Here is a 13,171-nt window from a genome sequence, read left to right on the forward strand (position 1 = left end):
GTTTCACCGCACCACGGCCGAACTACGCCGCCGCGATCCGCTCCGCGTCCGCCGAAGACAACAACGCATCGCTGTCGTCCTTGAGTCCGACGCCCGTCAGCCCGAGCCGCCGCGCATGCGTCATCAGATAGTGCAGCTTGTGCGCGGCCGCATCGTGCGGCAGCCCTTCGGGACGCACGTTCGAGATGCAGTTGCGCTGCGCGTCGTGGCAGCCGACCTTCGGCGCGTACGTCAGATACACGCCGAGGCTGTCGGGCGAGCTCAAACCCGGCCGCTCGCCGATCAGCATCGCGACGAGGCCCGCGCCGAGCAGCTCGCCGATCTCGTCGCCGAGCGCGACGCGCGCCTGCCGCGCGACGACGACAGGCCCGATCCGCCAGCCGTCGAGCTTCGGCCGCATCGCATTCAGGAGCGGCAGCGCCTGCTTCGCGGCCGCGAACGCCGACAGCCCGTCGCCGACGACGAACACGACGTCCGGCGCGGCGTCGAGCGCCGCGCCGTAGCCGGCGAGCAGCGCGCGGCCGTCGTCGGACAGCTTGCGGCCGAGGTCCGGCCGGCGCAGGTAATGCTGCCGGTCCGGCGCGGCGCTCTGCACGCCGAGCGTCGGGAGTCCGGCCGCTTCGATCTCGCGCCGCAGCGCGTCGGCGTCGAGCGGCTGGTGGACGGCATCGCGCGCCTGCGCGTGCGACAGGTTGAACGCAAGGAGCGGCGCGGTCGGCAAGCTGTTACCCGCGCGTCCGAGCGCGATCCGCGCGTTCGTGAACGTCTTGAGCTGCCCCCACGGGTTCTTTTCGACCGCGTCGCTCATGCGGAAAGCCCCATCCAGTCGTTCGCGCCGGCGAGGAGCGGCACGCGCGCCGACGCGGCGCGCAGCGCGCCGTGCGCATCCGCGATCTCCATCGCCTCCAGCCATTCCTCGAACTCGGGCGCGCGGCGCAGGCCGAGCACCTCGCGCACGTAGAGCTGATCGTGAAACGACGTGCTCTGGTAGTTGAGCATCACGTCGTCCGCGCCCGGAATGCCCATGATGAAGTTGATGCCCGCGGCGCCGAGCAGCGTCAGCAGGTTGTCCATGTCGTCCTGGTCGGCTTCCGCATGGTTCGTGTAGCAGATGTCGCAGCCCATCGGCACGCCGAGCAGCTTGCCGCAGAAGTGATCCTCGAGCCCCGCGCGAATGATCTGCTTGCCGTCGTACAGATATTCGGGGCCGATGAAACCGACCACCGTATTGACGAGAAACGGCTCGTACGCGCGCGCGACCGCGTAGGCGCGCACCTCGCAGGTCTGCTGATCGACGCCGTGATGCGCGTTCGCCGACAGCGCGCTGCCCTGACCCGTCTCGAAGTACATCAGGTTGTTGCCGACCGTGCCGCGCTCGAGCGCCAGCGCCGCCTCGCGCGCTTCGGCGAGCAGCGACAGCGAAATGCCGAAGCTCGCGTTCGCCTTCTCGGTACCCGCGATCGACTGGAACACGAGATCGACGGGCGCGCCCTTCTCGATCGCCGCGATCGTGTTCGTCACGTGCGTGAGCACGCACGACTGCGTCGGCACGCGGTAGCGCTCGCGGAACGCGTCGATCATCGCGAGCAGCTTCGTGATCGCGGCGAGGCTGTCGGTCGCCGGATTGATGCCGATCATCGCGTCGCCGCAGCCGTACATCAGGCCGTCGAGCATCGAGGCGGCGATCCCTTTCACGTCGTCGGTCGGATGGTTCGGCTGCAGCCGCACCGACATCCGTCCCGGCAGCCCGACCGTGTTCCGGAAGCGCGTGACGACGCGGCGCTTTCTCGCGGCCGCGATCAGATCCTGATTGCGCATCAGCTTCGACACCGCCGCGACCATCTCCGGCGTGAGTCCCGGCGCGATCCGCTCGAGCGCGGCCGAATCGGCGGCGCTCGACAGCAGCCAGTTGCGAAAATCGCCGACGGTCAGATGCGAGATCTCGGCGAATGCGTCGCGCGAATGCGTGTCGACGACGAGGCGAGTGACCTCGTCGTCTTCGTAAGGGATCACCGCCTCGTTGAGGAATGCGGCGAGCGGCACGCTCGCGAGCGCCATCTTCGCCGCGACGCGCTCTTCCTCGGTCGCGGCCGCGACGCCCGCAAGCTGGTCGCCGGAACGCAAAGGGCTCGCCTTCGCGAGCAGCATCTTCAGGTCCGCGAAGCGGTAAGTGCGCGAACCGATCGTCTCCGTATATCGCATCTGGACTCCTTGTCGTAACGGCCGTGCGCCGCCCTCCGGCGCGCGGCGCACGCTTCCTACTCCTCGAGCAGCGCGTCGGCGGGCGCGGCCGCACGCTGCGAGCGCGTCGCGAGGAAGTAGCCATACCCGAGCGCGACGAACGCGACGAAGATCGACGCGACGAGCGCGTTGAAGTACACCATCGTGCCGAGGCACACGATCGCCGCAACGAGCGCGAACGCCGGGAAGAACGGATACAGCGGCGCGCGGAACGGGCGTTCCATCCGCGGCTGCACGCGGCGCAGCTTGAAGAGCGCGGCCATGCTGACGATGTACATCACGATAGCGCCGAATACGGACATCGTCACGATGTTCGCGGTGAGCGTCTGGCCGCCGAACTGGATCAGCTCGTCGCTGTAGATCGCGACGATGCCGACCACGCCGCCCGCGAGAATCGCGCGATAAGGCGTCTTGAAGCGCGGATGCACCTTCGCGAGCCATTCGGGCAGATAGCCTTCGCGAGCGAGCGCGAAGATCTGGCGCGAATAGCCGAGGATGATCCCGTGGAACGACGCGACGAGGCCGAACAGGCCGAGCCACACGAGCATGTGCATCCAGCCGCTGTTCGCGCCGACGATGTACTTCATCGCCTGCGGCAGCGGGTCGTTGATGTTCGCAAGCTTGGTCCAGTCGCCCGCGCCGCCTGCGAACACCATCACGCCGATCGCGAGCGCGACGAGCGTCAGGATGCCGGCGACGTACGCGATCGGGATCGAGCGCTTCGGATGCTTCGCTTCCTCCGCCGCCATCGCGACGCCTTCGATCGCGAGGAAGAACCAGATCGCGAACGGAATCGCCGCGAACATCCCGTGGAACGCACCGACGCTGAAGTGATCGGCGCCGGACCAGCCGCCCTTCATGAAGTTGCTCCACGCGAAGCCCGGCGACACGACGCCCATGAACACGAGCAGCTCGAAGATCGCGAGCAGCGTGACGACGAGCTCGAACGTCGCGGCGATCTGCACGCCGACGATGTTGAGCGCCATGAACACGAGATACGCGCCCATCGCCGCGTGCTTCGGTTCGAGCCCCGGAAACTGCACGTGCAGGTACGCGCCGATCGCGAGCGCGATCGCGGGCGGCGCGAACACGAACTCGACGAGCGTCGCGACGCCCGCGAGATAGCCGCCTGCCGGGCCGAACGCACGCCGCGCGTACGCGAACGGGCCGCCCGCGTGCGGGATCGACGTCGTGAGCTCGGTGAAGCTGAAGATGAAGGTCGTGTACATCGCCGCGACGAACAGCGCTGTGATGACGAAGCCGAGCGTGCCCGCGCTCGCCCAGCCGTAGCTCCAGCCGAAGTATTCGCCGGAGATCACGAGACCGACCGCGATGCCCCACAACTGCCAGGTGCCGAGGGTTTGCTGCAGCGCCGGCTGCGCTGCCTTGCCGCCGCCCGCGCCGGGACGGCCATTCGACTCTGTCTGCATGAATCTCTCCTCGAAGGGGCGGAGCCCGGCGTCGAGATCGGCCCGCCCCGCAACTGAGAATCGATGCTAGTGAGTCAATAATTGACGTGTTATCGAAAATCGGCAAACGTCCGCGCTTTCATTTCGCATACGGAAATATTTCCGACGGCTGAAGCGGGCGCATGCAGGGATCGGTGTGCACGCGCGCGTTGCGACTTGCTGCATCGCAACGCACGGCGGATGCGGCGAATGCGACCGGCGGCATGCGTCGCATCGGATGCGCGCGTATCCGCACGCCGGCCTCCTCGCGTGCCGCCCGCCGAGCATCCGCATCCGCCGCACGACACGACAGCGAACTTGTGTCGCCCGACACACAGATCGCCGGCGTGCAAGCCCCTACATTGTGGTCACGCAGTGAGCGTCCCGCGCGCCGTCTTTCCGGCGACGCGCGGCCCAGCGATCGACCATTCCAATCATTCAGAGCATGCGGGACTCCTATCTCGATACCGCTCGGGGCGCAGGCATCATCCTCGTCGTGTACGGCCACGCGCTGCGCGGCCTGTTCGCCGCCGGCCTCGTGCCGGCCGGTTGGCCGAGCGCTCTGCTCGCCGCGACCGACTACACGATCTACACATTCCACATGCCGCTCTTCTTCCTGCTGTCGGGGCTGCACGTGCCGAAGTCGCTGCAGCGCGCGGGCGACGGCTTCCTGCTCGCGAAGCTGCGAACGATCGTCTATCCGTACTTCGTCTGGTCGCTGCTGCAAGGCGCGGTGCAGCTCGCGCTGTCGACGCGCGGGATGAATCATGCGTTCACGCCGAACGATCTGCTCGCGATCGGGTGGCGGCCGTTCGGCCAGTTCTGGTTCCTGTACGCGCTCTTCATCTGCATGCTGATCGCATGGGGAGGGTCGATCGTCGCGCCCGGCATCCGTGCGCACGACCGCGCGGCGTCCGGACGTGCGCTCGCATCGCTTGCGGCGCTCGCGATCGGCGGACTCGCGGTCGTCGCGCTCGCCGCCGGCTCGTCGACGCAATGGGGCATTGTGTCGATGACGCTCACGTACCTTCCGTTCTTCGTGCTCGGCATGCTGATCGGCGACAAGCTGCCCGCGCTCGTCGAACGCGCGTCGAGCGGGCGCTCACTCGTCGCCGTTGCCGTGACGTTCGCCGCGGCGGTCGCGCTCGCGCATCGCTTCGGCGAACCGGACAGCGTCTGGGCCTTGCCCGCCGCGCTCGCGGGCTGCGCGCTCGTGCTGCTCGTCGCGGATCGCGCGGCGCGACGCGGCGACGCCGCGCCCCGGCTCGCGCGCCGTCCGACGTGGCTCGAGCACATCGGCTTCGCATCGATGCCGATCTATCTCGCGCATATCCTCGCGACGGCCGCCACGCGCATCGCGCTCGTCAAACTCGGCGTCGTCGACGTCGGCGTGCAACTCGCGCTCGGCACGCTCGCGGGAATCGTTTGCCCGATGCTGCTCTACGTACTCACGCTGCGTTCGGGAACGGCGCGGCTCGTCGGCTTCCCGCCACTGCCGGCCGGTTATGCGCGCGCGCCGGAGAAAGGCCGGATCGGCAGCGCGGATGTCGCTTGATCGTCGGCACGATCGTTGGACATGCTAATCGATCTGCTCTCGCCGCGAATCCGGAACGAGATGCTGAAATGAACCGTCGCCGTATGCGCGCTCGACCTTCGAAACAACGACGTGATACCCGTCGTACCACTTGCGGAACCCGCGCTTCGCATCGAGGTGCTTCGGATGCGCCGCGAACGCGCGCAGCGTCGCCTCGTCGCGCCAGTAGTAGCTCGCGTTGAACATCAGCCCGTCCGTCGAGCGCCACGACTCCATGCCGACGAAGCCGGGCAGGCTCATCGCGACGTCGTCGATCGACGCGGTCAGCCGCCGGAATTCGTCGTCGAAGCTGCCGGGCCGGTAGATGAAAGCGGCAATGTACATCGGAAGTTCTCCTATCGATGACGCGCGCATGCGCCGTGTGCACCGTGTGCGTCGCTCACGACAGCCTCGACATCGTCGCAAGGCGCACCGCAAGCAGCACGAATAAGGCCGCGAGCCAAGCAGATGCCGTGCGATGCCCGACGAACCCGCGCACCGCATGGCCGGCCGCGCCGAGCAGCGCGTGAAACGTGATGCTGATCGCGGTCAGCACGCAGCCGAGCGCGACCAGTTGGCCGGCGATCGACGCGCCGTGACGATCGACGAACTGCGGCAGAAAGACGATGAAGAACAGCAGCGCCTTCGGATTCGACAGGCTGTTCAGCATCGCGCGCATGCCGACCGACCAGAGCGACCGCTCAGTTGCGGCGGCCTTGCCGAGCGAACCGGGATGGCGCACCGCCTTGTACGCCATCCAAAGCAGATAGGCCGCGCCCGCATAGCGGATCAGGTCGAACGACGGCGGCCACGCGGCGACGATGGCCGCGACGCCCGCCGCCGTCAGCGCGGTGAGCACCAGATCGGCGGCGCCGACGCCGAGCGCCGCGGCGATGCCGCCGCGCAGCCCGTACGCCGCGCCGTGCGCGATCACAAAAGCCATGTTCGGGCCCGGCGACATCAGCAATACCATCACGGCCGCGATGAAGACCGACAGAGTGGACGTCTGGATCATGTTGGCGAATGTTTGCGTGAACGACACGCGCAGCGTAATCTGCGCCATCCGATACAAACAAACAATTGTTCTAGATACAACGCGATGGCCGAATCACGCTACCAGACGATCGTCGACGACTTCGCCGCCCGCATCCGCGCCGGCACGCTCGCGCCCGGCGCGCAGTTGCCGACGATCCGCGCGTTGATGAAGCGGCACGGGATCGCGCTGGCGACAGCGTCGCGCGTCTACGCGGCGCTTGCGGAAGCGGGATTGATCGTCGGCGAGACCGGGCGCGGCACGTTCGTGCGCGACACGTCGCTGCCGCGCGGGCTCGGCCTCGAGCAGCATCCGGCGAAGGCGGGCGCGATCGATCTGACGTTCAACTATCCGTCGCTGCCGGGCCAGGTCGAACTGCTGCGCAGCGGTCTGCGCGGCCTCGCCGCGTCCGGCGATCTCGACGCGCTGCTGCATTCGGCGCCGCAAGGCGGCCGCTGGCACGAGCGGCAGACCGTCGCGAGGCATCTGCGCAATCGCGGCATCCGCGTGCCGGGCGAGCAGGTGCTGATCGTCAACGGCGCGCAGCAGGGGCTCGCGGTGACGCTGATGGCGACGATGAAGCCGGGCGAAATCCTCGCTGTCGACGCGCTGACGTATCCCGGCATGAAAGCGCTCGCGCTCGCGCACCGAATCGTGCTTGCGCCGCTGCCGCTGTCGGCAGAGCAGAACCTGGATCTCGACCGGCTCGACGCGCTCTGCAGAAAGCGCCCGGTGCGCGCGGTCTACACGATGCCGACGCTGCACAATCCGCTCGGCTCCGTGATGTCCGCGCAGAGTCGCATGCGCCTTGCCGAGCTCGCCGAGCGTCACGATCTGCTCGTCATCGAGGACGGCGCATACGCGTTTCTCGCCGAGCCCGCGCCGAAGCCCGTATTCACCCATGCGTCCGATCGCACGGTCTACGTATCGGGGCTGTCGAAGAGCGTCGCGTCGGGATTGAGACTCGGCTTCGTGGCCGCGCCGGAGCGCATCGTGCCGGCGCTCGAGCACGCGATTCGCGTGTCGACGTGGAATACGCCGTCGCTGACGGTCGCGCTGGCGTGCCAGTGGATCGACAGCGGAATCGTCGACACGCTCGAGGAACGCAAGCGCAAGGATGCGCGACGCCGGCAGACGCTCGCGCGACGGATATTGCGAGACGGCGACGTCGTCTCACATCCGTCTTCCTACTATCTGTGGCTTGCGATGCCCGAGGAACTGCGCGCGGACCGGGTCGCGGCAGAACTCGAGCGCGAAGGCGTGCTCGTGACGACGGCCGAGCCGTTCTCGACCGCGCCGAGCGCGCCGCATGCGCTGCGGATCGCGCTCGGCTCGATTGCGCTCGAATCACTCGAAGACGCGTTGCGGAAGGTTCGAAGCGCGGTAATCGGGTGACGTTCGCGTCGAAGTCCGGCACGCGAAAACGGCGCCCGGTGCCACACCGGCGCGCCACCGCGGAAACCGCGCCGATGCACGGGCGATCGTCGCGCGTCATCCGCGCGTCAGTCCTGCTTGCCGCGCTGGTTGAAACAGCGGTCAAGCAGCTTGCCCGCGGCTTCGCGGCCGCCAAGACCGAACGACAGCGCGACCGCGACAGCGATCGCGCCGAGCACGAGGCCGAACGCGAGCTGCACGATCTCGTTCGCGATGCCCATCGCGCGCAATCCCATCGCGAACACGAGGCCGAGAATCGCGAACTGCGCGATGCGTGACAAGAGCCGGCTGTGCTCGCTGTCGGTCTGCTCGATCACGCGGCGCGCAAGGCCCGCGAGCCAGAAGCCGATCACGAGGATCACGCCGCCCATCAGCACGTGCCCGCCGAACTCGATGAACAGCGTGACGACGTCGCGCACCTGCGTGAAGCCGAGCCGGTTCGCGGCTTCGACGGTCGCGAACAGCATCGCGAAGAAAATCACGAGCCGGCCGGCCAGCACCGAAGGCTGCAGCATCCCGGTGAACACGCGCTCGACGCCGAGCACGGCGGGCAGGCCGTCGACTCCCGCGGCGACGAGCAGCTTCTGCACGAGCGCGCCGACGAAGCGCGCGACGTAAAACGTGACGAGCACGATCACGACGGCCGCGAAGATGTCGGGCACCGCGTTGAGGAACTGGCCGAGCAAGTCGGTCGCGGGCCGCGAGATCGCCTCGATCTTCAGCGCGTCGAGCGCGGAGATCAGCGTCGGCACGAACACGAAGATGAAGACGACCGTGCCGATGAGGCTCGAGATCTTCACGGGCGCCGGGCTCTCGACGCTTTGCGTGAGCCTGTCGGCGCCCGCCGCGATGAGCAGGTTCGTGACGAGCCCGCGCAGAATGCGCGCCACGAGCCAGCCGACGAAGCCGATCACGGCCGCGGCGAACACGTTCGGCACGATCGCGAGGATCTTGTCGATCATCCCCTGCACGGGCGACAGCAGCCCGTTCAAATCGAACGCGGCGAGGATCGCCGGGATGAACATCAGGATCACGAGCCAGAACAGCACGTCGCCGAGGTACGAGCTCATCGGCCGCATCCCTGCCGTTTCCGACAGTTTGCTGTCGATCTTGCTCGCTTTCAGCGTCTTGTCGGCGAGGCTGCGCAGCAGCGATGCGATCAGCCACGCGACGAGCGTGAGCGCCGCGCCGCCGAGCAGGTTCGGAAGATAGTTGATGATCTTCGTGACGAGAAGCGAGAACGGATTCGATACCGCGTAGAGGTTCAGCACGTTGAAGATGCCGACCGCGGTCACGAGCAGGATGAGCCAGAACAGGCCGCCCGCGATGATGCGCTCCACTTGTGCGCCTTGGCCGGTGCTTTCGGCGATGCGCGCATCGACCTTCAGCGCACTCAGCAAGCGCCGCACGCCCGCCCGGACGATCACGGCGATCAGCCAGCCGACGACCAGGATGCCGAGCGCGCCCGCGATCTTGGGCAGATAAACGCCGAGCGTGCTCTGCATCGACGTCAGGAAACTGGATGAATCCATATGTTCTCTCCCGAAAAGCGTGATGTTGCGTTGGACCTCGACGAACAACCTGCGGACTCCGAAGAAAAACCTGGCTCCGCAGCGGCGACCTTACACGGGGAACGATGACGGCTTCAATCGTGCTTCACTGTACTCGAACTTTATTCTAAGGGATCGATCCTGCTAATAAAAATCGTGCGCACGGACGTTGCGCGCGTCGCGAAATGATGCGGCACACGGCGCGCGTTCGTGTCGGCGAGTCGCAAGCATGAAACAGACGGGATGATTGATGGAAGAATGTGAACCGGCTTGCGCAAGACGCTTTCGTTCGCTATGGCAGGCCCGGGATTTGCTGTGCGGGGCGTCGGACAGACAGGGGGCGATTTGGGTGCGCCGTGCGCGCTGAACAACGGCTGCCGTGGGCAAGTTTGGCCGTGTCGCGGCTGAGTCGGCGGATTCGCTTCGCTGCAGATAGGGCAGCGAGAAAACGAACGGGTTCGGACGCTCACCGCGACTGGATTGCGTCGAACCACTGCATCAAACATATCGACGCTTGCTTACTTGTGCACCGAACGAACGGGTCGACTCGAATATATCGACCCGAATAGCGCGCCTGAAATCTCACGCACGCAATCGCGAACTTGCTTAGCAGCGCTATCGGAATGCGCGCGCCGACGCATCGCATGGCAACCGCCCGCACCCCGCCCCGCCTCGCGTCACGCGCGCGCCTTCGAGACTGCCGTCCCGCATTGCGGGCAGTAGCGCGCGGATGCATCGAGCAGCGCGCGACATCCACCGCACGCGGCCGGTGCCTGCGATACGCCGCACTGCGCGCAGAACTTCGCATCCGCTCCGTTGATCGCGCCGCACTTCGCGCATGCGGCGCGCTGCACGGGCCCGCTCGTCTCCCTTTGAGGCGGAACGCCGCTACGTTCTCGATCCCGGCCGTCGTCACTCGGTGCGTCCCGGCGGCCCCAACCGCGGCCGCCGGGACTGTCGGAGCCCCAGCCGTAGCCGCGGCCATGACCGTGCCCGCCGCCCGCCCCGCCACCGTGATGGTTGCGACGGCCGCCGTTTCCATGATGCCCACCGCCGACGATCCGCTTGAGCCAGTTCATCGTCTCCTCCGTTCACTGTCCGCGGCGCAGCAGTCGCAAGCCATTGCCGACGACGATCAAGCTCGCGCCCGCGTCGGCGAACACCGCCATCCACATCGTGCCCATCCCTGCGACCGTCAGTCCGACGAACACCGCCTTCACGGAGAGCGCGAACATGATGTTCTGCACGAGCACACGATGCGTCGCGCGCGACAGCTGCACGAATGCCGGGATCTTCCGCAGGTCGTCGTCCATCAGCGCGACGTCGGCCGTCTCGATCGCCGTGTCGGTGCCCATCGCGCCCATCGCGAAGCCGATATCGGCACGCGCGAGCGCGGGCGCATCGTTGATCCCGTCGCCGACCATGCCGACCGCGCGGCCGCCTGTCGCGAGTTCGTCGACGGCGGCGAGCTTGTCCTGCGGCAACTGGTTGCCGCGCGCGTCGTCAATGCCGACCTGCTGCGCGATCGCCTCCGCGGTGTGCGGGTTGTCGCCCGTCAGCATCGCAGTCTTGATGCCGAGCGCGTGCAGCTCGGCGACCGCCGCGCGGCTCGTGTCCTTCACCGTGTCGGCGACCGCGAAGAGGCCGAGCACGCGCGTGCCGTCGATCAGCATCACGACCGTCTTGCCCTGCCGCTCGAGCTCGTCGAGGCGCGCTTCGAGCGCGGGCGTGCAGCATTCGAGTTCTTCGACGAGGCGGTGGTTGCCGAGCCAGTACAGCGTGCCGTCGATCGCACCGCGCACGCCGCGGCCCGGAATCGCCTCGAAGTCGGCGACGTCGAGGAACGACGCGTCCCTGCCGTTGCCGACGCCGCCCGCGCCGCCTTCGGCTACGCCGGCCGCCGCGACCGCCTGCGAAACCGGATGGTCCGAGCGCGCGGCGAGGCTCGCGGCGAGTCGCCGCACACGGGCGACGTCGATGCCGGCCGCGCGCATCTCGAAGTCGGTCTGCACCGGCTTGCCGCGCGTGATCGTACCCGTCTTGTCGAGCGCGAGCCACGCGAGCCGGCGGCCTTGCTCGAGGTACGCGCCGCCCTTCACGAGGATGCCGCGCCGCGCGGCCGCCGCGAGACCCGACACGATCGTCACGGGCGTCGAGATCACGAGCGCGCACGGGCACGCGATCACGAGCAGCACGAGCGCGCGATAAATCCAGTCGCGCCATGCGCCGTCGAACACGAGCGGAGGCGCGATCGCGACGATGAGCGCGATCGCGAAAACGATCGGCGTGTAGATGCGCGCGAAGCTGTCGACGAAGCGCTGCGTCGGCGCCTTCGCCCCCTGTGCTTCCTCGACCGCGTGGATGATCCGCGCGAGCGTCGTGTTGCCCGCGACCGCCGTCACACGATATTCGAACGAGCCGGCTTCGTTGATCGTGCCCGCGTACACCGGGTCGCCGTCGCCTTTCTCGACGGGCAGGCTCTCGCCCGTGATCGGCGCCTGATTGACGGTCGAGCGGCCGGCGGCGATCTCGCCGTCGAGACCGATCCGCTCGCCGGGCTTCACGCGCACGACGGCGCCGAGCGCGACCTGCGCGGCATCGATCGTCCGCCACGAGCCGTCGGGCTGCTTGACCGTCGCGGTGTCGGGCGCGAGCCGCATCAGGCTCTGGATCGCGTTGCGCGCGCGATCGAGCGAGCGCGCCTCGATCAGCTCGGCGACGGTGAAGAGCACCATCACCATCGCGGCCTCGGGCCACTGGCCGATCGCCATCGCGCCCGTCACCGCGATGCTCATCAGTGCATTGATGTTCAGATTGCCGTTCGTGAGCGCGATCCAGCCTTTGCGGTACGTCCCGAGGCCGCAGGTCGCGACCGCGGCGAGCGCGAGCGCGGCGGCAAGCCATACGGGAAGCTGCAGCCACGTGACCGCCTCGGACGCGGCCGCCGCGCCGCCCGCGATCGCGAGCGGCCACCACGGCCGCTGCGCTTCGGCCGGCACGGGCGACGCGCCGCGGCCCGTCGCGCCAGTGTCGGCCTGCTCGGGCGTCATCCCGAGCGAGCGGATCGCGCCGACGATGCCCGCCTCCGCGCCCGGCGCGTGCTCGACCGTCAGCATCCGCTGCATCAGGTTGAATTCGAGCGCCGCGACTTCGGCCATCCCGCCGAGCTTCTTGCGGATCAGCGTTTCTTCGGTCGGGCAGTCCATCTGCATGATCCGGAACGCAGAGCGCACGCGGCCGTCCGCTGCCTTCCGCGCGCCAGGCAGCGGCGCGAACGCGGCGGGTGCGGGTGCGCAGCAGTCGGCATCGGCATCAGCGTGGGAGTGGGAGTGCTGACGATCGTCGTCGGCTCGCGCATCGTGGCCGCAACCAATCGAACCACGCTCGTGAGACTGGGCTCCACGGTTTGCAAGCGCGTCGATATCGCCGTGCTGGTGGTCGTGCGAACAACAACCGTCGGCGCGTGACTGAGCGTGACCATCGGCGCGAAGCAGAACTTCACCGTTCGCTCCTTCACCATTCGCTCGCGCGCCGGAGTCCGCATTGCGTCGATCGGGATGGTGATCGCGTTCGCGAGAATGGGCATTGCCATGCGCATGGCCTTCGGCGTCACGGTGCGCGCAACCCTGGTGTCGAGCGCCGTCCTTTCGGTTCGGGTCGGCCGCATCCGCCAGCTCGCGCCCGCGTGAACGCCCGTCCTGACCGTACGCGTACGCCGCGGCACCATCAGGGGCGTGCACGTGCGAATGCGAGCGAGCGTCGACGGATGCCGGATCGCGCACATCGTTCGGATGCGCGCAGTCGCGATCGGTTTCGGGCGTACGCGGCCGGTTTTCGGCCCGGGTGGCCTCGGTCATGGCAACTCCTCTGTGACTGACGATGTACAGTTAAC

The 13,171-nt window shown here is 67.8% G+C and carries 10 protein-coding genes; 2 read left to right on the forward strand and 8 right to left on the reverse strand.

The window, feature by feature from the left end; translation table 11 throughout:
- Positions 1–22: 22 nt before the first annotated feature.
- Genes eutC through eat form a run of 3 tightly spaced genes read right to left on the reverse strand, consistent with a single transcriptional unit; the run spans position 23 to position 3,671 of the window.
- On the reverse strand, positions 23–808 hold the full coding sequence (gene eutC / locus WS69_RS25410; protein WP_059473415.1) for an ethanolamine ammonia-lyase subunit EutC: 786 nt from the start codon (positions 806–808) through the stop codon (positions 23–25).
- On the reverse strand, positions 805–2,202 hold the full coding sequence (locus WS69_RS25415) for an ethanolamine ammonia-lyase subunit EutB (protein ID WP_059473416.1): 1,398 nt from the start codon (positions 2,200–2,202) through the stop codon (positions 805–807). Before WS69_RS25415 ends, eutC begins: the two co-directional genes overlap by 4 nt.
- Before the next feature lie 56 nt (positions 2,203–2,258).
- Complete coding sequence (gene eat / locus WS69_RS25420) at positions 2,259–3,671, reverse strand: ethanolamine permease (protein WP_059473417.1); 1,413 nt, start codon at positions 3,669–3,671, stop codon at positions 2,259–2,261.
- 463 nt (positions 3,672–4,134) lie between these two features.
- Between eat and WS69_RS25425 the strand changes: the two genes are divergently transcribed.
- Positions 4,135–5,244, forward strand: a complete 1,110-nt coding sequence (locus tag WS69_RS25425; RefSeq protein WP_059473418.1) for an acyltransferase family protein — start codon at positions 4,135–4,137, stop codon at positions 5,242–5,244.
- Positions 5,245–5,268: 24 nt separating this feature from the next.
- Here WS69_RS25425 and WS69_RS25430 read toward each other — a convergent pair whose 3' ends face one another.
- On the reverse strand, positions 5,269–5,607 hold the full coding sequence (locus WS69_RS25430) for an antibiotic biosynthesis monooxygenase family protein (protein WP_059473419.1): 339 nt from the start codon (positions 5,605–5,607) through the stop codon (positions 5,269–5,271).
- 55 nt (positions 5,608–5,662) lie between these two features.
- Positions 5,663–6,277 (reverse strand): LysE family translocator, encoded by a 615-nt coding sequence (locus tag WS69_RS25435; RefSeq protein ID WP_059473571.1) that lies wholly within the window; start codon positions 6,275–6,277, stop codon positions 5,663–5,665.
- A gap of 84 nt (positions 6,278–6,361) precedes the next feature.
- Between WS69_RS25435 and WS69_RS25440 the strand changes: the two genes are divergently transcribed.
- Entirely contained in the window at positions 6,362–7,690 is a 1,329-nt protein-coding gene (locus WS69_RS25440) for an aminotransferase-like domain-containing protein (protein ID WP_059473420.1), read from the forward strand.
- 107 nt (positions 7,691–7,797) lie between these two features.
- On the opposite strand, the gene WS69_RS25445 is transcribed toward WS69_RS25440, so the two are convergent.
- The 3 genes from WS69_RS25445 to WS69_RS25455 form a co-directional block, all read right to left on the reverse strand.
- Complete coding sequence (locus tag WS69_RS25445; protein ID WP_059473421.1) at positions 7,798–9,261, reverse strand: mechanosensitive ion channel; 1,464 nt, start codon at positions 9,259–9,261, stop codon at positions 7,798–7,800.
- Positions 9,262–9,956: 695 nt separating this feature from the next.
- A complete protein-coding gene (locus tag WS69_RS25450; protein ID WP_059473422.1) occupies positions 9,957–10,358 on the reverse strand; it encodes a zinc ribbon domain-containing protein in 402 nt (133 codons plus the stop codon).
- A gap of 12 nt (positions 10,359–10,370) precedes the next feature.
- Positions 10,371–13,136, reverse strand: a complete 2,766-nt coding sequence (locus WS69_RS25455) for a heavy metal translocating P-type ATPase (RefSeq protein WP_442854924.1) — start codon at positions 13,134–13,136, stop codon at positions 10,371–10,373.
- Between the last annotated feature and the right edge of the window lie 35 nt (positions 13,137–13,171).

This window comes from Burkholderia sp. BDU5 (assembly GCF_001522845.1).
Lineage (GTDB): Bacteria > Pseudomonadota > Gammaproteobacteria > Burkholderiales > Burkholderiaceae > Burkholderia > Burkholderia mayonis.

What these genes read in the sequence shown, in the direction of transcription:
- WS69_RS25455 (WP_442854924.1), bottom strand. Translation starts at nt 13,136, where the DNA reads ATGACCGAGGCCACCCGGGCCGAAAACCGGCCGCGTACGCCCGAAACC.
- WS69_RS25445 (WP_059473421.1), bottom strand. Translation starts at nt 9,261, where the DNA reads ATGGATTCATCCAGTTTCCTGACGTCGATGCAGAGCACGCTCGGCGTT.
- eat (WP_059473417.1), bottom strand. Translation starts at nt 3,671, where the DNA reads ATGCAGACAGAGTCGAATGGCCGTCCCGGCGCGGGCGGCGGCAAGGCA.
- eutC (WP_059473415.1), bottom strand. Translation starts at nt 808, where the DNA reads ATGAGCGACGCGGTCGAAAAGAACCCGTGGGGGCAGCTCAAGACGTTC.
- WS69_RS25430 (WP_059473419.1), bottom strand. Translation starts at nt 5,607, where the DNA reads ATGTACATTGCCGCTTTCATCTACCGGCCCGGCAGCTTCGACGACGAA.
- WS69_RS25450 (WP_059473422.1), bottom strand. Translation starts at nt 10,358, where the DNA reads ATGAACTGGCTCAAGCGGATCGTCGGCGGTGGGCATCATGGAAACGGC.
- WS69_RS25425 (WP_059473418.1), top strand. Translation starts at nt 4,135, where the DNA reads ATGCGGGACTCCTATCTCGATACCGCTCGGGGCGCAGGCATCATCCTC.
- WS69_RS25440 (WP_059473420.1), top strand. Translation starts at nt 6,362, where the DNA reads ATGGCCGAATCACGCTACCAGACGATCGTCGACGACTTCGCCGCCCGC.
- WS69_RS25435 (WP_059473571.1), bottom strand. Translation starts at nt 6,277, where the DNA reads ATGATCCAGACGTCCACTCTGTCGGTCTTCATCGCGGCCGTGATGGTA.
- WS69_RS25415 (WP_059473416.1), bottom strand. Translation starts at nt 2,202, where the DNA reads ATGCGATATACGGAGACGATCGGTTCGCGCACTTACCGCTTCGCGGAC.